This is a genomic window from Cohnella thailandensis, assembly GCF_014212135.1.
GTDB classification, from domain to species: domain Bacteria; phylum Bacillota; class Bacilli; order Paenibacillales; family Paenibacillaceae; genus Cohnella; species Cohnella thailandensis.
The window spans coordinates 579,822-599,435 of record NZ_JACJVQ010000005.1; the positions used below are offsets into that span (position 1 = coordinate 579,822).

Annotated in this window: 14 protein-coding genes; all 14 read left to right on the forward strand. The window is 57.3% G+C overall.

Annotation, left to right across the window (positions count from 1 at the left end; translation table 11 throughout):
• The first annotated feature begins 40 nt into the window (after positions 1 to 40).
• Positions 41 to 1,291 carry a protein translocase subunit SecD gene (secD, locus tag H7B67_RS07525; RefSeq protein ID WP_185119159.1) on the forward strand — a complete coding sequence of 417 codons (1,251 nt, stop codon included), beginning with the start codon at positions 41 to 43 and terminating at the stop codon, positions 1,289 to 1,291.
• Positions 1,281 to 2,189 carry a protein translocase subunit SecF gene (gene secF, locus H7B67_RS07530; RefSeq protein WP_185119160.1) on the forward strand — a complete coding sequence of 303 codons (909 nt, stop codon included), beginning with the start codon at positions 1,281 to 1,283 and terminating at the stop codon, positions 2,187 to 2,189. Before secD ends, secF begins: the two co-directional genes overlap by 11 nt.
• Positions 2,190 to 2,234: 45 nt before the next feature.
• Positions 2,235 to 3,179 carry a cation diffusion facilitator family transporter gene (locus H7B67_RS07535; protein ID WP_185119161.1) on the forward strand — a complete coding sequence of 315 codons (945 nt, stop codon included), beginning with the start codon at positions 2,235 to 2,237 and terminating at the stop codon, positions 3,177 to 3,179.
• Positions 3,180 to 3,301: 122 nt separating this feature from the next.
• On the forward strand, positions 3,302 to 5,755 hold the full coding sequence (recJ, locus tag H7B67_RS07540; RefSeq protein WP_185119162.1) for a single-stranded-DNA-specific exonuclease RecJ: 2,454 nt from the start codon (positions 3,302 to 3,304) through the stop codon (positions 5,753 to 5,755).
• A gap of 130 nt (positions 5,756 to 5,885) precedes the next feature.
• A complete protein-coding gene (locus tag H7B67_RS07545) occupies positions 5,886 to 6,398 on the forward strand; it encodes an adenine phosphoribosyltransferase (RefSeq protein ID WP_185119163.1) in 513 nt (170 codons plus the stop codon).
• 704 nt (positions 6,399 to 7,102) lie between these two features.
• A complete protein-coding gene (locus H7B67_RS07550) occupies positions 7,103 to 8,686 on the forward strand; it encodes an efflux RND transporter periplasmic adaptor subunit (protein ID WP_185119164.1) in 1,584 nt (527 codons plus the stop codon).
• Positions 8,686 to 9,390 carry an ABC transporter ATP-binding protein gene (locus tag H7B67_RS07555; protein ID WP_185119165.1) on the forward strand — a complete coding sequence of 235 codons (705 nt, stop codon included), beginning with the start codon at positions 8,686 to 8,688 and terminating at the stop codon, positions 9,388 to 9,390. Before H7B67_RS07550 ends, H7B67_RS07555 begins: the two co-directional genes overlap by 1 nt.
• Positions 9,387 to 10,553, forward strand: a complete 1,167-nt coding sequence (locus H7B67_RS07560) for an ABC transporter permease (RefSeq protein WP_185119166.1) — start codon at positions 9,387 to 9,389, stop codon at positions 10,551 to 10,553. The genes H7B67_RS07555 and H7B67_RS07560 overlap by 4 nt, the downstream gene beginning before the upstream one ends.
• Positions 10,554 to 10,579: 26 nt before the next feature.
• Complete coding sequence (locus H7B67_RS07565) at positions 10,580 to 11,263, forward strand: response regulator transcription factor (protein ID WP_185119167.1); 684 nt, start codon at positions 10,580 to 10,582, stop codon at positions 11,261 to 11,263.
• A complete protein-coding gene (locus tag H7B67_RS07570) occupies positions 11,260 to 12,711 on the forward strand; it encodes a sensor histidine kinase (RefSeq protein ID WP_185119168.1) in 1,452 nt (483 codons plus the stop codon). Before H7B67_RS07565 ends, H7B67_RS07570 begins: the two co-directional genes overlap by 4 nt.
• Positions 12,712 to 12,831: 120 nt before the next feature.
• Positions 12,832 to 15,024 carry a RelA/SpoT family protein gene (locus tag H7B67_RS07575; RefSeq protein ID WP_185119169.1) on the forward strand — a complete coding sequence of 731 codons (2,193 nt, stop codon included), beginning with the start codon at positions 12,832 to 12,834 and terminating at the stop codon, positions 15,022 to 15,024.
• Between the two features lie 38 nt (positions 15,025 to 15,062).
• Positions 15,063 to 15,506: a D-aminoacyl-tRNA deacylase gene (gene dtd, locus H7B67_RS07580; protein WP_185119170.1), complete on the forward strand. Its 444-nt coding sequence runs from the start codon at positions 15,063 to 15,065 to the stop codon at positions 15,504 to 15,506.
• A gap of 69 nt (positions 15,507 to 15,575) precedes the next feature.
• Positions 15,576 to 15,752: a hypothetical protein gene (locus H7B67_RS07585; RefSeq protein WP_185119171.1), complete on the forward strand. Its 177-nt coding sequence runs from the start codon at positions 15,576 to 15,578 to the stop codon at positions 15,750 to 15,752.
• Positions 15,753 to 15,949: 197 nt separating this feature from the next.
• Complete coding sequence (locus H7B67_RS07590) at positions 15,950 to 18,946, forward strand: S-layer homology domain-containing protein (protein WP_185119172.1); 2,997 nt, start codon at positions 15,950 to 15,952, stop codon at positions 18,944 to 18,946.
• The last annotated feature ends 668 nt before the right edge of the window (positions 18,947 to 19,614 follow it).

Here is a 19,614-nt window from a genome sequence, read left to right on the forward strand (position 1 = left end):
AATAGGAACATTGAGAATTGAAAGGGGATCGCAACGCATAATGAAACGACTGCTCACTTTCGTGCTTGTCGTCGTTGTGGCGTTCGGGGCAATGATATGGACAAGCCCCGGATTGCTCAATTCGACAAAGCTGGGGCTCGACCTGAAGGGCGGCTTCGAGATTCTGTACGAGGCGCAACCGCTCACGGGCAGCGGACCCGTCTCCAAGGAATCTCTGATTGAGACCGCGAAGAGCTTGGAGGACCGCGCCAACAAGACGGGCGTCTCCGAGCCGGAAGTCACGACGGAAGGAGAGAACCGTATCCGCATCAAGATCGCGGGGGTGTCCGACGAGGCGACCGTTCGCGAGATGATGAAGAAGCCGGCCGAGCTGGAGTTCCGCAGCGCGAGCGGCTGCGCGGCCGATGCCGGATACTGCAAAGTCGAGCTGCTCGGCAGCGACTTCGTCGAAGGCGCGGCCGAAGTCGTTTACGATAATTTGAACAACCCGCTGATCTCGATCAAAGTGAAGGACAAGGAGAAATTCGGGGAAATCACGACTCGTCTCGTCGGTCAGAACCTTGCGATCTATCTGGACGACGAAATGCTGTCCGACCCGGTCGTTCAACAGCCGCTGACGGACGGGAACGCCACGATCTCCGGCCAACGCACGATCGCGGAAGCCAAAGAGCTGGCCGACGTTATCAATCTAGGCGCGCTTCCGCTTAGCCTGACGGAGAAGTACTCGCAGAGCGTCGGCGCTACGCTGGGCCAGAAGTCGCTTGAGGAAACCGCGCTTGCCGGCATCGTCGCCTCCATCGTCATTCTTTTGTTCATGCTTGTATTCTATCGTCTGCCGGGCTTTATCGCTTGTATCTGTCTCCTCGTGTTCGTCTGGCTGCTGCTCGCGGTGTTCTGGATGATGAACGCCACGCTGACGCTGCCGGGCATCGCGGCCTTCATTCTCGGGATCGGGATCGCCGTCGACACGAACATCATTACGGCGGAGCGTATCAAGGACGAGATTCGCAACGGCAAGAGCGTTTCGTCCGCTCTTCGTTCGGGGAATAAGAACAGCTTCCGCACGGTCATCGACGCGCACATCACGAACATCATCGTCGGCGCCGTTCTGTACTTTATCGGCCAAGGCACGGTCAAAGGCTTCGCCGTCGTGCATCTGGCGTCGATCATCATCAACATCGTGACCAACCTCTTCCTGACGCGGTTCCTGCTGCAGCTCATCGTGAAGAGCGGCCGATTCAACAAGCCTTCGTATTATGGCGTAAAGGAGAGTGAGATCCGTGCGCTATAAGTGGCAGAACTTCAACTTCGTCAAAGCGGCCCGCCCGGTGTTCATTGCCGCGATCATTCTTGTCCTGGCAGGGATCGTTTCCATATCCGTATTCGGCATGAACTACGGAATAGACTTCAAATCCGGTTCCTCGGTGGACATCTCGGTCAGCAAGCCTGTCGAGAAGGCCAAGGTGGAAGAGTTTCTGAACTCCGAGGACTTCGGCAAGTATACGTTCACCTCCGGCGAGGAGCGCATCTCGATCCGCTTCGAAGAAGCGCTTACGGAAGCGCAGCAGCAGAAGCTGGATGCCGATTTCAAATCGAAATTCGATGAATCGGCTTCCTTCGAGATTAATATCGTAGACGTAGAGATCGCTAAAGAACAGGAGCTCAATGCCCTGTACGGCATCCTGATAGCGAGCGTCGGCATCGTCATCTATGTGGCGATTCGCTTCGAATGGCGTTTCGCGATCTCGGCGGTCATCTCCCTTCTGTTCGTCGCGTTCATGGTCATCTCGATCTTTTCCTTCTTCCGTCTTGAGGTCAATCTGCCGTTCATTCTGGCGATCCTCACGATTATCGGGTATTCGATCAACGACACCGTCGTAATCTTCGACCGGATTCGCGAGAACCTTCGTTTCGCGAAGCTGAAGACGGACGCCGATCTGACGGAAGTCGTCAACACGAGCATCAGCCAGACGCTGACCCGTTCGATCAATACGGTCATTACCGTCGCGTTCGCGGCCATCTGCCTGTTCGCCTTCGGAAGCGAAGCGCTGAAGATGTTCTCGCTCGCGATGATCCTGGGCTTGCTTATCGGCGCCGCATCTTCGATCTTTATCGCCAGCCCGCTCTGGCACTTGCTTCGCCGCAAAGCGAAGCCTCATAAGACGGCGAAGCCGCAGAACGCGTCGTAAGGGTTAACGAATACGTAATATAGCAAGATCAGGGGAGGGCTCGATATGTCTCAGAGTCGGTTCGCTGGCGCGGAGCACGGGGCCGGCATGTCCGCATTAGGACTGCTGGGGCTCTCCATCCTCAAGGGAGGGGCCGGATGGATTACGGGCAGCAAGGCGCTGCTCGCCGATGCCTGCCATTCGGCTGCCGATACGGCAGCGGCAACGACTGCATACCTGGAGATGAGGAGAGTCGGTCATGCTCCTCGGGCTCATCTGGATAAACGCAAATTGCCTCCCGAAGCGGTCGCCGGAATCGTGTTCTCGGCGCTGCTTCTAGTCGGAGGAATAGAGATCGCCATCTCCTCCCTTCGCCGAATGATCAGGGGAGTAGAGGAGGCGCCGGGCTGGAGCGCGGTGGCTGTCATTATTTTCGGAATCGTCGTGCGGGAAGGACTCGTACGCTATCGAAGAAAGTACGAATCGGGACTCGGAATGAGGGCGGATTCCTCCCGCGGGGAGAGCCGTTCGGACATCTTCGCTTCCTTGACGGCTCTGGTCGGAACGGTCGGGGCGATGACCGGCGATATTTTCGACGTCCCATCGCTGTATTTCCTCGATCCGGCTGCGGGAATCGTTATCGGAGTGTTCGTCATGAAGTCGGGCTATCAGCTCGTGCACGGGGTCATCCGTTCCGCGGATGCCGACACCCTGGACGAGGTCGACGCGCAAACCCTGCTCGAAGCGGTTCAAAGAGTAGACGGAGTCGTCGCGGTCGACGGCCTCAAGGCGAGAGAGCTCGGCCATTACGTTATCGTCGATCTCACGATCCGCGTGAATCCGAGAATTACCGTCTTCGAAGGCCAGGATATCGCCCATCGGGTGAGAAGGCAGCTTACCAAGAGATTCTTGCATATTACAGATGCGAACGTTCACGTTCAGCCTTTTGATCCCGGATATCCTTATAAGTCCAATCATCAGGAAGAGGAACTGGGAGCCTTCGTGCAATAATGAGGAAGCGGGACAGCTCCGCCGAATCGACGGCTTGATCCGCAGGGAAGAGATTCGAATTCTCTGCGGAGAGCCTCGGTTCGGGCGGAGCTGAACTTGTCTAAACCGCTTGGCGGATAGGCATGGCAACGAGAAAGGAGGAGAAGTACGGCATGAGAAAATCCTATCGTTGGCTGTTGAAAGAAGCCGACGAACGAGAGGCGGCGGAGCTGGCTTCGGCGCTTAAGCTTCCGCCGCTCATTGCCCGGCTGCTCGTGTCGCGCGGATACCGGACTCCGGAAGAGGCGCGGTTGTTGCTGAACGCAGGCGAGGAGCAGTTCCATGATCCGTTCTTGATGAAGGACATGGAGATCGCGACGGAACGGATCCGAAGAGCGCTGAAGGACCGGGAGCGAATTCGCGTGTACGGGGATTACGACGCGGACGGGGTAACCTCGACCGCTCTGATGATTAGGCTTCTGAAGCGGCTTGACGGAGTCTTCGATACATACATCCCGCATCGCAGCCTGGAAGGCTACGGCTTGAATCCGAAAGCGATCGATCTCGCGGCGGAAGCCGGCATCCGGCTGATCGTTACGGTGGACAACGGGATCAGCGCGGCGGAACAAATCGCCTATGCCCGGGAACGAGGCATCGACGTGGTCGTGACGGATCACCACGAGCCTCCGGCGGAGCTGCCCGAGGCGGCTATCGCGCTGGTCAACCCGAAGCAGGAGGATTGCCGATATCCGTTCAAAGGGCTGTCGGGAGCGGGAGTCGCTTTTAAGCTGGCGCATGCGATGCTCGGCAAGATCGAGCCCGCGTTCGCGGATGTCGCGGCGATCGGCACCGTGGCCGATCTGATGCCTCTCACCGGAGAGAACCGCTCCCTAGTCAGACTGGGATTAAGTCGCATGGTCAACCATCCCTCTCCGGGAATCAGGGCGTTGGCCGAGGCGAGCGGAACGGAATTCTCCAAGCTGACCAGCGGAAGAATCGCGTTCGGTCTCGCTCCTCGCTTGAACGCGGGAGGCAGGCTCGAACGGGCGGACGGGGCCGTTCGGCTTCTGGTGACGGAGGACGAAGCGGAAGCGAGAGAGCTAAGCGAGAAATTGGACGAACTGAACAAGGAGCGCCAACAGCTCGTAGAGGAAACGGTCGTTCAAGCGGAGGAGCTTTGGCAGGCGCAGATTGCGGAGAGGGACGGTCGAATGCCGGAGGCCATCGTGCTTGCGGGCGACGGCTGGAACGCCGGGATCGCGGGACTCGTGGCCTCGAAGCTGGTGGAGCGCTATTACCGGCCGGTCATCATTCTCGCGCACGATCCCGCAACCGGCAAGTGCAAAGGCTCCGCCCGTTCGATCGAAGGCTTTAATCTCTACGATGCGTTAACCGAATGCGCGGATTTGTTGGATCATTTCGGAGGCCACGAAGCGGCTGCCGGAATGACATTGATCCGGCAGAATGTGGAGGAGCTCGGAATTCGGCTATCCCGGCTGGCCAAGGAGAGAATATCGGCCGAGGATTGGATTCCGAGCAAAAAAGTCGATCTGGTCTGTTCGATAGGCGAGCTCACCCTGGAGGCGGCGGAAGGTCTCAAGAGCTTGGAGCCGTTCGGCAACGGCAACCCGACTCCCCGGATCGTGTTAAGGGAAGTGTCCGTTGCCGACACTCGCGCGCTTGGCAAGGAAGGCAACCACGTTCGTCTGGTCGCGGTCGAGAAGGGTCGCCGCCTGGAGGCGGTCGGCTTCGGAATGGCGGAATCCCTGCCGCTGCTCCGCTCGGGTGCCGACATGGATCTGCTCGGCGAACTCGCCGTCAACGAATGGAACGGCAGCCGCCGGGTGCAGTTCATGCTGCAGGACTTTAAGAAAAGCAAGCCCGCCGTGCGCGATCATCGCGGGGAACCGATCCTCGCCAAGGTCGGCAAGCTGCTCGAAGAGGAAGGGCGGAGGCTGCTCGTTCTCTGTCCTCCCCGCGCGGAGCTTAGCGAGCTGGAACGGCTTGTCGGCGCGGGAGCTTATCTCGCGGCATATACGTCACTGACCGAAGAGCGGGAAGGGCCGCTGCTGCGGCAGTTGGAGCAATATGAAGCCCCGGCGGAGGAAAAGGCGCCAGCGGATGCCCAGGCCGGGTGGACTCTCGTTCTCGCCGGGCTGCCCGATTCGATGGACCAAGCCGACGGCCTTAAGCGGATGATCGCCCGATATCGCGACAAATTAGAGGAAATCGTTCTTTTCGCGGGGGAAGCCGCCGGAACGGAGAGAGGGAGACCCTTCCCCGATCGGGTGCAATTCGGGCAGGTCTACACGATGTTCCGCAAGCAAGAGAGCTGGATCGATGCCCCGGACGGATTCTTAAGGCGGGTATCCGAATCGACGGGCTGGCCGCTCGCTACCGTTAGGATGATGCAGGAAGTGTTTCTCGAGCTCGGTTTTCTCTCGATGAACCGATCCACCTTCTCCTGCGTCGCGTCTCCTCCTCGCAAGGAGCTTGATTTGTCGGAACGCTACCGCCGGGCGAAGGAGCAGGCCGAGCTGTCGGCGTTAGCGCATAAGCCGATTCAAGAGCTCAAAAAATGGCTGCTTCAGGGATAGGCAAGAGCAAGACTAGAGCAAGGCAGGAGTAAGGCAAGAGCAAGGCATAGGATAGGGCAAGCATAGCCATTCATCCGCGCGAAGTGTATAATTCTATTCATGATCCGATCTGGAAGGAGTCTTAAGAAGAATGAATTTCAAGGATTACATTCGGGTGATTCCCGATTTCCCGCAGCCCGGGATTCGGTTTAAAGACATTACCACCTTGCTTAAGGACGGCAAGGCTTATCAAGCGGCGATCGACTCGATCAAAGAACTCGTGAAGGATCTTCAGATCGACGTCGTCGCCGGGCCCGAGGCTCGCGGCTTCGTCATCGGCGCTCCTCTCGCGCTGGCTCTCGGCGTCGGCTTCGTTCCGATCCGCAAGAGCGGCAAGCTTCCCGGCGAGACGGTAGAAGCCTCCTACGATCTTGAATACGGCAAGGATAAGCTGGCCGTCCACAAGGACTCGATCGCGCCGGGCCAACGCGTCCTTATCGCGGACGACCTGCTCGCGACGGGCGGCACGATCGCCACGGCTACCCAGCTGATCCGCCAGCTCGGCGGCGAGATCGTCGGCGCTGCCTTCCTGATCGAGCTTAGCTATCTGGACGGCCGCGAGAAGCTGGCCGGCATCGATTGCCGCTCCCTCGTTCAGTATTGAGATAGCGGTATGCGAAGACCCGTCTCTCGGTGCAAAGGTTTGTCTGCCGAGACGCGGGTCTTTTTTGTTGCGTCGAGAGCCGGATCCACGTCTTGAGAGCTGCAGTTGGGCCGTGGCTACTCAACTGGAGCCCGGGTTCGCGTCTTGCGTGCGAAAGATGAGTCGGGGCTATTCAACTGGAGCCCCGGTCCGTGTCTTGCGTGCGAAAGATGAGTCGTGGCTACTCAACTGGAGCCCGGGTTCGCATCTTGCGTGCGAAAGAAGAGTCGTGGCTACTCAACTGAAGTCCGGAACATCGCCTCGCGCTTCCCAAACTTTCTGCCAAACAACATCTCCCTCCGTTCGCTTTTCCCCCGGAGTCCAAGTTCCATATCGCACCTATAACCTGAACAAGTTGCTATGTTCAGTCAGAGCTAAGGCGTCTTTTTACAACTAATTTGAGGCTTTCTTTTAACCGGATTATTTCAGCAGAAGATCTATTTTCCCCCTAATCGAACTGCCCCCGGCCCGTTTCATTCTACTCCCAAACTCGGTTGCCCTCCCGTAAAAACGCCGTTCCCATGCGGTTTTTCGCGCTCCGGAAATGCCTGCCAGAGTTTTCATCTGAGCTTAAGGTGGAATTCATCGTCCGTTCATTTAGGAGTGATAGTATTCAGTTAATATTTTCTACATAGAAGGATCTGAATTTGGGAGGCTTTCGCGGGATGAAGAAGAAGCGCATTAAGAAAATAATTACTTGGGTAGTCATCGTTTGCGTTCTTGGAGCTGCCGGAGGCGCAGGGTACTGGTACTTTACGAAGGACGACGCGGTGGCTGCGGCACAGACTTTCCAGCAATCTCGCGTAACCAAGGGAACGATCACCCAAGGCGTGTCCGGATCGGGATCGGTAGCCGTCAGCGAGACGGAGGATGCGATCGTCGCCGAGGCGGGCACGGTAAGCGCGGTCAACGTCGAAGAAGGAGACGTCGTCAAGAAAGGGGACGTGCTGGCGACCTTCGAAGGAGAGGACGTTACCCTGTCCCTGAATAAAGCGAAGCTCAGCCTGCAGCAGCAGCAGATGACGCTGGAGCAGGCGCAGACGAAGTGGAAGAATCTTAAGATCTCGGGAGGAACCGAGGAGGAGATCGCTTCCGCGGAGATGAGCATCAAGTCGGCTCAACTGAACATCGAACAGACGCAGCTGGAAATTCAGGATTACGAGGAGAAGGCGGAAGCGCCGGATCCGATAGTGGCTCCGATCGACGGCACGGTAACGAACGTGGACATTAAGGCCGGCGACGAAGTGCAAGCGAGGTTGGCCGCCTTTACTCTGGTCAACTACGACAAGCTGGAAGTGACCATCTCGGCCGACGAGCTGGACATTACCAAGCTCAAGGTAGGCCAAGAAGCGGACGTGTCGATCGAGGCTCTCGACGGGCAAGAAATTACCGGAACGGTGACGGAGATCTCCAAGGACGGCACTTCGTCGAACGGGGTAGCGACGTTCCCCGTCATCGTCTCGCTGAACGAAATCGAGAACGTGCTGCCGGGCATGTCCGCCGACGTCACGGTCATTATCGAACAGAAGACGGACGCGTTGATCGTTCCGGTAGACGCGGTCGAGTCGATGGGAGGCAGGTACTTCGTACGCGTTCCTAACGACGGTATGAGCAGCTCCTCGGGCGGTACGACGAGCGCGGGAAGCGGAACGTCTTCCGAAGGCGACGGAGCAATGCCGAGCGGAGCGCCTGCGGATGGAGCAATGCCGAGCGGGGCACCTGCAGATGGAGCAATGCCGAGCGGGGCACCTGCAGATGGAGCAATGCCGAGCGGGGCACCTGCAGATGGAGCAATGCCGAGCGGAGCGCCCGCGGATGGTGCGACGTCGAGCGATGCGCCTCAAGGAGGTCAAAGCGGTCAAAGCGGTCAAAGCAGTCAAAGCGGAACGCGCGGCCAAGGAGGTTTCGGAGGACAGAGCGGCGGACGTCAAGGCGGCATGGCTGCTATGATGAACCAATCGAACGGCGAGTTTAAGATGCAAGAGATCACCGTCGGCATCACGACGGACTCCCAGGTCGAAGTTCTCACCGGACTTAGCGAAGGCGATACCGTTCTCATCCCTGTCGTCGTCAGCTCCTCTTCGACAACGACCCAAATGGGCGGCATGATGGGCGGCATGGGAGGAATGGGCGGCTTCGGCGGCACCGGCGGCGGATTCCCCGGAGGTGGCGCCGGCGGCTTCTCGGGCGGCGGCGGAGCCGGTGGCGGTACGACCCGCGCCAGCTTCGGCGGAGGAGGCGGGCGTTAATGAGCAATATCGAGCAGGCTCCTCTAATCCGGCTGGAGAATATCTACAAGCAATATACGCTGGCGGGCGAAACCTTTAACGCGTTGGACGGCATTAACCTTACGGTGAATTACGGCGACTTCCTGGCGATCATCGGACCGTCCGGCTCCGGGAAGTCGACCCTGATGAACGTGCTGGGCTGCTTGGACCAACCTTCGAGCGGCAAGTACTTCCTGGACGGGAAGGAAGTCGAGGAGCTGAGCGAGAGGAAGCTGGCGACCATTCGGAATACGAAGATCGGCTTTATTTTCCAGAGCTTTCACCTGTTGCCCAAGCTGAAGGCCATCGATAACGTCGAGCTGCCTCTCGTGTATCGGGGATTGTCGTCCGGAGAACGCCGGGCAAGAGCGAAAGAAGCTTTAACGAAAGTCGGCCTCGGAGAGAAAATGTTCCACGTCCCGAACCAGCTGTCCGGGGGCCAGCAGCAGCGCGTCGCGATCGCGCGGGCATTGGCGGGGGTTCCCCCGCTTCTGCTCGCGGACGAACCGACGGGGGCGCTCGACAGCAAGACAAGCCGCGACGTCATGCAGCTGCTGAAGGATTTGAACGCGGAAGGCAACACGATCGTCATCATCACTCACGATCCGAACGTTGCCGCGCAAGCGAAGCGCGTCGTCCGCATACAAGACGGGAAATTGACAGAAGAAAGGAATGAAGCATCGTGAAGTTGTCACAAGGTGTCAAGATGGCTTGGCACAGCGTAAGCTCTCAGAAGATGAGAACTTTGCTCACGGTGCTGGGGATTATGATCGGCATCGCTTCGGTCACGATCATGGTGGCGATCGGGAACGGAACGGCCGAGCAGGTCAAGAGCCAGATGCAAGGACTCGGAACGAACATGCTTACGGCGAACGTCGTCGGGCGCGGAGCGGTGACGAGCATTACGCTGGAGGATGCGCAGACGCTGACGGACATCGACGGAGTCGAAGCGTATGCTCCGGTCATCTCCGGGAGCGTGACCGCCAAGTACAGCACCACGACGTACAGCGCCTCCGTCCAGGCGACGACGGCTTCGTTCGCCGACGTCCGCGATTATACGGTGGCCCAGGGCCGCTTTATCAAGGATATCGACGGAGCCTTCTCCCAGAAAGTCGCCGTCATCGGCTCGGAAGTGGCCAGCGAACTGTCCATCAGCGATCCGGTCGGGCAGAAAATCAGCTTAAACGGCAGCTCCTACAAAATCATAGGAGTTCTGGAATCGAAGGGTTCGACCACGAACGGCTCCAGCGACAACGTCGTCATCATCCCGATCGAAACCGCGCGTGTGGCTCTCAAGACGGATGCGATCCGCACGATTTACGTGCAGGTGGAGAGCAGCGATAAGGTAGACTTCGTCCAGACGATGCTCGAATTCAATCTTCAGTCCTTTTTCCGCAACGACGAGGATGCGTACACGGTGTTCAACCAAGCGGACCTGCTGGAGACGATCACGGAAGTGTCCACGTCCATGTCCACGATGCTTACTTACGTATCGGCGATCTCGCTGCTGGTCGGCGGAATCGGGATCATGAACATGATGCTCACCTCGGTATCCGAACGGACGCGGGAGATCGGCATTCGCAAGTCTCTTGGAGCGAAGCAGAGGGACATTCTGTTCCAGTTCCTGGTCGAAGCGGCGATGATAGGCGGCCTCGGGGGACTCATCGGGGTCATCGTCGGCGCCAGCGGCTCCGACTTGGCCGGCAAGCTGATGGATTCGCCGGCGTCGCCGTCGGTTGATATTATGGTATTGGCGCTATTATTTTCTATGGGAGTAGGCGTGTTATTCGGATTCCTGCCGGCTAGACGGGCATCGAGATTGAATCCGGTAGACGCTCTGAGACAATAAACAATAACCGAGGAGTGCAGCCCGATATGGCTATCGCGAACATTCTCATCATCGAAGACGATCCTTATATAAGCGAACTAATCGGACTGTATCTCAAGAGGGAAGGCTTCGGCTTCGAGGTCGCGGCGAACGGAGAGGAAGGCATCGAGCTCTTTCTCTCCGAGACGCCGGATCTCGTCATCCTGGATCTGATGCTGCCGGGACTTGACGGGTTCGCCGTATGCAAGCAGATTCGAAGCCAGCGATCCACGCCGATCATCATCCTGACGGGCAAGGGCGAGAGCTACGACAAGCTTAAGGGCTTCGAGCTAGGCGCGGACGACTACTTGGTCAAGCCGTTCGATCCGAAGGAGCTGCTGGCCCGAATCAAAGCGGTGATGCGCAGGCTGAAGCCGGGATTCGCCCGGGAGCCGATTAAATACGCGGACCTCGTGATCGATCTGGACCGCTACATCGTCCAATGCGGAAGGACGGAGATGACGCTGCCGCCGAAGGAGATGGAACTGCTTCACACCCTTGCCTCCATGCCGAACCGGGTGCTGACGCGCGAACAGCTGCTGGATCGGGTTTGGGGCTACGATTTCGAAGGAGACCCGCGAACGGTGGACGTTCATATCAAACGCATTCGGGAGAAAATCGGATCGACGGAGCATTACCGGATCGACACGATACGGGGAGTCGGCTATAAGTTCGAGGTGAGCGGAGCATGATACGGTGGAATGGCATCACCGCTAAGCTGCTGCTCGCCTTTTTTGCCGTTCTGGTGATTTCTTTCGCCTCCACGTCGCTCTTCTCCTCTTGGTTCGTCCGCACCGAGCTGAACGACCGGAACGTTCGATTCGAGAAGGATCAGCTGGAAGTCGCGGCGGCCCTCGTTAGAAGCTCTTACCGGGAGAATTGGGACCCTGGCATGATGCGCTCCGCGCTGCGCATGGCTTCGGGTCCGATGAACCGGACGCTGTTCGTTCTCGACCGACAAGGGCGGATCCTTCTGCAGACCGGCTTTCAATCGGATCAAGAGCTGGCGGAGGAGGACAAGAACGCGGCGCTGGAGGCTCTCGGCCAAGGGTCGCCCTTCCTGGATGTCCCCTCCCAAGCGGAATCCCGTTCGAGGCTTTCCGCGACGCTCATCAACGGCACGGAGGACATGGATGCAGCGTACCTCGTTATCCGCACGACGGTCGAACCCCGTCCTCTGTTCTTTTTTAACGGTACGTTCCGTTCCGTCATGATCACCGCCTTCGTAGTCGGGTTTATCATCGTGGCTATCGTCTCCGGCAGGCTGTCGTCCCGAATCCGCAAGATGAGCGAGGCGGCGCGCATGATCGCCAAGGGACGGTTCGACATCAGGCTGCAGACGAAGCCGAAGGACGAGCTCGGGGAACTGGCCGATTCTCTCAATCATATGTCGGAGGAGCTAGCCAGTCTCGACAAAATGCGGCGCGAGTTCCTGGCGAACGTGTCCCACGATCTTCGCTCGCCATTAACCTCGATTAGTGGGTACGCGGAAGCGATGATCGACGGAGCGATTCCTCCGGAACGGAGCGGCGTCTATCTCGGCCTTATCCGCGAGCAGACCCGGCGCATGAATCGGCTCGTCAACGACCTGCTCGAGGTGGCGCGCATGGAAGCGGGACGAATGGAGATCCATCCGGCGGATTACAACATCACGGAATGGATTCGGCGGTTGCTTGCGGCTCTCGATCCGGATTTTGCCCGGCGGAATCTCTCTTTCGAGCTGATCGGCGATCAAGAGGACGTATGGGTGAGAGCCGACCCCCATCGGATTGACCAGGTTCTGTCGAATCTGCTGCTGAACGCGATCCAATTTTCCCCGAACGGCAAGTCGGTCGAGGTCTCGATCAAGAGAAAAGGCCAAACGGCGGTCATCGGCGTTCACGACCACGGCGTCGGCATCGCCGAGGCCAACCTGGGCAAGGTATGGCAGCGGTTCTACAAGTCGGACAAGGCCCGCTCGGCCCATTCCGGCAGCGGACTCGGGCTGTCGATCGTTCAGCACGTGCTGGAAAAACACGGAACCCACGCGACGGTAGCGAGCCGTTTGGGCGAAGGCACGAGCTTCTGGTTCGAATTGCCGACGGTGGAGCCTCCCTCCACGGCGCGGTCGAACATATCGCGCGAGATGCTCTCCGAGTAGAATGGGATAGGACGTATTTACCGGGCGTCGGTTGACGATTCCTGCCGCCAAGAGGCATAATGTAAGGAATAACTTCATGGTACACTGGCGGCGCCTCACGCCTGCGGAAAGGAACTAGCAATGGGCATGGAGCAACTGCTCGAGAAAGCTTCAACCTATATGAAAGACCAGGATTTGCAGCGGGTGAGAGAAGCGTTCGATTACGCGGACGAGGCTCATCGGGGACAACTGCGCAAATCCGGAGAACCCTATATTCTACACCCGGTCGCCGTTGCCGAAATCCTGGTCAACATGCAGATGGATGTCGTAACGGTGATCGCGGCGCTGCTCCACGATGTCGTCGAGGATACGAAGGTTACGGTCGAAGATTTGAAGGAGCACTTCGGAGAGACGATCGCCGGTCTCGTAGACGGCCTGACCAAGCTGGAGAAGATTCAATTCCGCTCCAAGGAAGAGCAGCAGAACGAGAATTACCGGAAGATGTTCGTCGCGATGGCGAACGACATCCGGGTCATCCTCATCAAATTGGCCGATCGGCTGCACAATATGCGCACGTTGAAGTATCAATCCGAGGAAAGCCAGCGACGCATTGCCCACGAGACGATGGAGATCTACTGTCCGATCGCCCACCGGCTCGGGATCAGCGCGATCAAGTGGGAGATGGAGGATATCGCCCTGCGGTTCCTCAATCCTCAGCAATATTACCGCATCGCCAATCTAATGAAGAAGAAAAGGACGGAGAGAGAGCAGTACATTTCGGATCTGATCAACAAGATTCGGGAGAAGCTCGAGGAGATGGGCATTCAAGGCGATATCTCCGGCCGTCCCAAGCATATTTACAGCGTCTTCAAGAAGATGACCACCCGCAACAAGCAGTTCAATGAAATCTACGATCTGCTCGCGATTCGCATTCTGGTCGATAACGTGAAGGATTGTTATGCGACTTTAGGCATTATTCATACGTTATGGAAGCCGATGCCGGGGCGCTTCAAGGATTACATCGCCATGCCCAAGGCGAACATGTACCAATCGCTTCATACGACCGTCGTCGGGCCTACGGGAGAACCGACGGAGGTGCAGATCCGCACGTGGGAGATGCATAGGACAAGCGAATACGGGATCGCGGCTCACTGGGCTTATAAGGAAGGCAAGGAACAAGGGGTCGTTCAAGGGTCCTTCGGGGACAAAATGAATTGGTTCCGCGAGATCATCGAGCTTCAACAGGAGACCCGGGACGCGGCCGAGTTCATGGAATCGCTCAAGATGGATTTCTTCACCGATCTCGTCTTCGTCTTTACGCCCAAGGGCGAGGTATTCGAGCTGCCGGCAGGCTCGGTGCCGCTCGACTTCGCTTACCGCGTTCATACGGAGGTCGGCAACCGTACGATCGGGGCGAAGGTCAACGGCCGCATCGTGCCGCTGGATCACAAGCTGAAAACCGGCGACATCGTCGAGATTCTGACCTCCAAGCACTCTTACGGCCCGAGCCAAGATTGGCTCAAGATCGCGCAATCCTCGCATGCCCGCAGCAAGATCCGGCAGTGGTTCAAGAAGGAGAAGCGCGAGGAGAACGTCGAGAAGGGCTGGGAATCGCTCGAGCGCGAGCTGAAGCGCATCGGTCTCGAACCGTCGGAATTCATGACGGACGAGAAGCTGCTGGAGGCCGCCCGCAAGTTCACGTTTAACGATATCGAGGACATGATGTCCGCGATCGGCTTCGGCGGCATTACGGCCGCCCAGATCTGCACCAAGCTGACGGAGAAAATGCGCCGGGAAGCGGAAGAGGCTCAGCAGATCCAGCTCACGAACGAGGTCATGAAGGAAGCCAAGCCCGTTGCGGCCGTGCGCAAGAACCGTCCGGTGAGCGGCGTCGTCGTCAAAGGGGTCGAGAACCTGCTCGTTAGGTTCGCGAGATGCTGCAATCCGGTACCCGGAGACGATATCGTCGGGTATATCACGCGCGGAAGAGGCGTGTCCGTTCACCGGACGGACTGCCCGAATCTGCCGCAAGCGGCGGAAGGGGAAGAGGCCGCCCGCGTGATCGAGGTCGAGTGGGAAGAGTCGGTCGAGGCGAACTACAGCGTCGAGATCGAGGTGCTCGGACACGACCGCCGAGGGCTCTTGAACGAGGTGCTGCAGGCGGTATCGGAGAGCAAGACCAACATGGCGGCCGTCTCCGGACGTTCGGACCGCAACAAGGTCGCCATCATGCATCTGACGATCCTGATCCGCAACAAAGATCATTTGCACACCGTCGTGGAGAAGATCAAGAGAGTCAAGGACATTTTCTCCGTGCAGCGGATGATGCAGTAGCTTTATAGAATGAGGGAAGGCCGGAGGTTGGCGTTAAAGTGAGAGTCGTATTGCAACGAGTATCGGAAGCGAGCGTTCGCGTCGAAGGGAAGATCGTGGGCGAGATCGGCAACGGGCTTCTGCTTCTGGTCGGTATCGCGCCGGGCGACGGGGACAAGGAGCTGGCCTGGATGGCGGACAAGGTGGCCGGCTTGCGCATTTTCGAGGATGACGCGGGGAAAATGAACCTGTCCGTAGAGGAAGTCCGGGGCGCGATTCTATCGGTTTCCCAGTTCACCCTATACGGCGATTGCCGGAAGGGCAGACGCCCGAACTTCTTGGGCGCGGCGAAGCCGGAGATCGCTTCGGAGCTGTATGACCGCTTTAACGGACTCCTTCGCGAGAAGGGCTTCGAGGTCGCGACCGGCGTTTTCGGAGCCATGATGGCCGTTTCGCTCGTCAACGACGGGCCGGTAACGCTGATTTTGGACAGCCCGGAATGACGGTTGAAGCTTCGCCAGGTTGGCAACACTACATGTCGATCCCTTGGAATGGAAAGGAAGTCGACAGCAGTGAGGCAATCCGCCAAAGAAGCGAAGCTTCAGAGATCGATGCGCGAGGGCGAACCTATCGATCGCAGGGAGGCGCTGGCGATTCAAACCGGCACCGAATTCGCGGGAGAGCTCGGAGAGGACGCAAGAAGCGGGGCAGGCTACGGCCGAAGGCACCCGCCGATGTCGAGAGGGTAGGATGTAGAAGGGGGCTGGCCCGTCGAACGGGCCGCGCTCCCTTCTTTTTTAATATAGAGGGGACTAAAGGCTCACAATACGGGGGTTTTTGTCCGATATATATCATTAGGAAAAAAACGACGCTGTCTAAGCATCCCGAAGTGTCGTTTTTTTTGAGTGAATTTACCGGAAAATTATAGTAAAAGGAGGATGGGAGTTTGAAAAAGCAAGCCATTATCTGGTCTGCGGCGCTTGCGCTGGGACTGGGATCCGTCCCGACGCTCGGAGTCGATCCGATTTCGGCGAAAACGTCGGCGGATTTCACGGATCTGCAGGATTTGGACGCGGCAACGAAAGCGAAGTTCGACGCATTAATCGAAGCGGGCATCTTCAACGGGATCTCCGACACCCAATTCGGAGTCCGTGACGAGATGAACCGCGCGCAGTTCGCGAAGGTCGCGGCATTGATCATGGGGCTGAAGGTAGACGTCGATTTGAAGACTTCGAGCTTCAAGGACGTAAAGGCAGACGACCCTGCGAGCGGATACGCCTTGCCCTTCATCGAGGCGCTCAAAGCGGCCGGCATTACGGACGGGGTTGGCAGCGGGACCTTTAACCCCGCGGGTACCGTCACGAAGGAGCAGCTCGCGACCTTCCTCGTTCGGGTTCTGGGCAAGGAGGCCGATGTCAGTTCGACACCGAAGGTCTCCGATAATACCGTATCCGATTGGGCCAAAGGTTACGTCGCGCTGGCGCTTGAGCTTAAATTGTTGAATAGCGGGAGCTCCGGATTCGCGGGGCAGAGCAATGCAACGCGGGATTTGCTCGTAACGGGTTCGTTTGAGACGGCGCGAACGCTAGAATTAGCGAAACCGCTGAGCGTCACGGGCGCGGACTTCGCCGAGGGGAATACTCTTAAGCTTGAACTGAGCACGGGCATCGACGAGAAGTCGATCGACCTGTCCAAGATCAAGATCAACGGAGTGGCGCTCGACCCGAAGAAGGATAGCTTTACGCTCTCCGAAGACAAGAAGACGCTCATCATCAAGCTGCACGACGGCTTCACGATCGACACGTCGAAGACCCCGGACATTAAGGTCGAAGGTCTGAAAACCGTTTACGGGAACGATGTAAAGAACGACGAATCCAAGCCGATTCCGGTGACGGTAACGACTCCTCCGGCGGGCTCGACTTCGTCCGCGCCGACAACGCCGGCACCCCCGGTAACGCCGCCGGTTGAGCCTGCTCCGGTTCTGACGGTGAATGCCATGGAAGAAGCAATCGGCGAAACGACGGCTGCATTCACGGTGAAGGGCAGCGTCACGGGAACGGTATATTACGCGGTTCTACCTGCGAATGCCGCTCAACCGACGCCAGCCGCGATCGAAGCGGGGACAGGTGCCGTCAGGTACGGTTTCGCGCCGATTAGCGGCGGAATCGACTCGAGCCTTGACATCTCGGAATTGACCTCGGATACGTCCTACGTGCTCTATGCCTTCGAACGCAGCTCGTCCGGCAAGGAGTCTTCGGTTCAGTCCGTTACGTTCAAGACCGATGCCGAGGAGCCGACAACTCCTCCCGAAGAGGTAACTTTGACGGTAACGGTTTCCGAAGTCGGGACAACGTCGGCGTTCTTCCCCGTAAGGGCGTCCGTCACGGGAACGGTGTATTACGCGGTTCTTCCTGCTGGTGCCGCTCAACCGACGCCAGCCGCGATCGAAGAGGGGACCGGTGCCGTCAGGTACGGTTTCGAGCCATTGAGCGGCGGGATCGACTCGAGCCTTGACATCTCGGGATTGACTCCGGATACGTCCTACGTGCTCTATGCTTTCGAACGCAGCACGTCCGGCAAGGAATCTTCGGTTCAGTCCGTTACGTTCGAGACCGATGCCGAGGAGCCGACAACGCCTCCTGACGAGGTAACTTTGACGGTAACGGTTTCCGAAGTCGGGACAACGTCGGCTTTCTTCCCGGTAACGGCGTCCGTCACGGGAACGGTATATTACGCGGTTCTTCCTGCTGGTGCCGCTCAACCGAAGCCAGCCGCGATCGAAGAAGGTACAGGTGCCGTCAGGTACGGTTTCGCGCCACTTAGCGGCGGGATCGAGTCGAGCCTTGACATCTCGGGATTGACCCCGGATACGTCCTACGTGCTTTATGCCTTCGAGCGCAGCGCGACGGGCAAGGAGTCTTCGGTTCAGTCTGTTTCATTCGAGACAGATGCCGAGGAGCCGACGACAGTCGATTTCTTAGCAACAAACGAAATTTCCTCTGAAGGATTTACTTTCTCCGTCAGTTCTTCTGCTGATGTGACAAAGCTATATTATTTGGTTCTCGAAGGCGAACCGGTCGCGATCAACCCTGAAGACGTGGTATTTCCCGATTCGATGCTCCCCGGTTTTGTCTTGGAGGACGAGAAGCCCGTGACAACCTCGCCTTCTTATATTTCCGCTAGCGGGCTTACTTCCGAGACTAAATATACGCTTTATGTCATGGGAGAAACCGCAAGCGGCGGCCTTACATCCGTAGCGCAACATACGTTTACGACACTGATCGAAGAGAATCCCGTCGAGAGGCCATCGAAGCCTGAAGCTGCAATATCCGGTACTTATAGAGAAGGGACTACCATTAACGGCAGGTTCGATTCCACTGGGGCTGACGAGATATACTATATTCTCCTGGACAGATTAATGGACCTAACGAGCGAGGATATCATCAAAGGCGTGGAAGGAGCCGCGGGCCGAGGAACGATGGAGGCGCTGGGAGACGGCAGTTTCTCTTTGACGGAGGACCAGTTGGATGAAAGTAAAACCTACTACCTGTACACGGTCGCTTCTAATGACGGCGGAGTGAGTTTAGGTGATCGCTTTGCCTTCTATCGGATGGACGAAATCCTTGGGCCGTTCTCGGTTTATCCGATTTCTAACATGTTGTCGCCGAATTTCGATGAGGGCGAATATTCCTTATTTTACTTAATTCAGCCGTATGATATATCGGGTGGTATTCCGACGGCAGATTATGTGATTAACAAAGGGCTTTATGCAACCATTCGCGAGGGAGCAGAGACGGTTACTATGCCGGAAGGCAATTACATCGTTTATTGCGTTGCGGTGTCCGGCGACTTCCGAACGAATGTATCCCAGGTAATTTTCTATTCAGGGGCTCCTAATTCTGTAAATCCAGGCCCTGAAATTCCGGCTCCTGAACTTCCGTAACTATCAGCTCAAAATAACGCTTCCACTTTTGTAATCAAACTGTAATCTTATTTACATCGTTCTTTAAAACAAGTTCTTTACTATACAAAGTGACCCCCTTTTTTTCAATATATTTTCACGTTGGACCTGTCGGATCGTTCGGCAGGTTATTTTCTTTTTGCGGAACGCGTCTCCATGCCAGGTTTAAACATGAAAAATCATGTACATTTTGCTGAGAAACGCCCACCTGGAGGAATAAACATGAAATTTCACGTATATTTCGGCTCCGGAGTGTTCAACATGAGGAATAAACATGAAATTTCAACTATATTGCGCCAATTGCCACACAAGACAGGAAATAAGCATGAAAAATCATGTTCGTTCAACGCTCCTGCGACGACGGGGAAAGTTGACATGTCTCGCCGATCTGGTTTAGAATAAGTAACAATTGTATCTAGCCATTGATTCCATGACGGGATGAAGTACTCCGGGCCCAAGCCCCCAGAGAGGAAAGCCCTTAGGCTGCAAGCTTTCCGACGATGACCGGACGAATGACCTCCCCGAGAACCCGATGCGAACGGCCCCGATTTTCCGCGCAAGCGCAAGCGAGCGTATGCGGAATAGCGGCTCATTAGCTTCGTGGCGTTGCCGGGCGTTAACCGGATCGAGCGCGAACGCGCGCGGCCGAC

Bases quoted from the DNA above. Each gene is read 5' to 3' on its own strand.
- H7B67_RS07565 (WP_185119167.1), top strand. From the start codon at position 10,580: ATGGCTATCGCGAACATTCTCATCATCGAAGACGATCCTTATATAAGC.
- H7B67_RS07550 (WP_185119164.1), top strand. From the start codon at position 7,103: ATGAAGAAGAAGCGCATTAAGAAAATAATTACTTGGGTAGTCATCGTT.
- H7B67_RS07570 (WP_185119168.1), top strand. From the start codon at position 11,260: ATGATACGGTGGAATGGCATCACCGCTAAGCTGCTGCTCGCCTTTTTT.
- secD (WP_185119159.1), top strand. From the start codon at position 41: ATGAAACGACTGCTCACTTTCGTGCTTGTCGTCGTTGTGGCGTTCGGG.
- H7B67_RS07545 (WP_185119163.1), top strand. From the start codon at position 5,886: ATGAATTTCAAGGATTACATTCGGGTGATTCCCGATTTCCCGCAGCCC.
- recJ (WP_185119162.1), top strand. From the start codon at position 3,302: ATGGCAACGAGAAAGGAGGAGAAGTACGGCATGAGAAAATCCTATCGT.
- H7B67_RS07535 (WP_185119161.1), top strand. From the start codon at position 2,235: ATGTCTCAGAGTCGGTTCGCTGGCGCGGAGCACGGGGCCGGCATGTCC.
- H7B67_RS07575 (WP_185119169.1), top strand. From the start codon at position 12,832: ATGGGCATGGAGCAACTGCTCGAGAAAGCTTCAACCTATATGAAAGAC.
- H7B67_RS07555 (WP_185119165.1), top strand. From the start codon at position 8,686: ATGAGCAATATCGAGCAGGCTCCTCTAATCCGGCTGGAGAATATCTAC.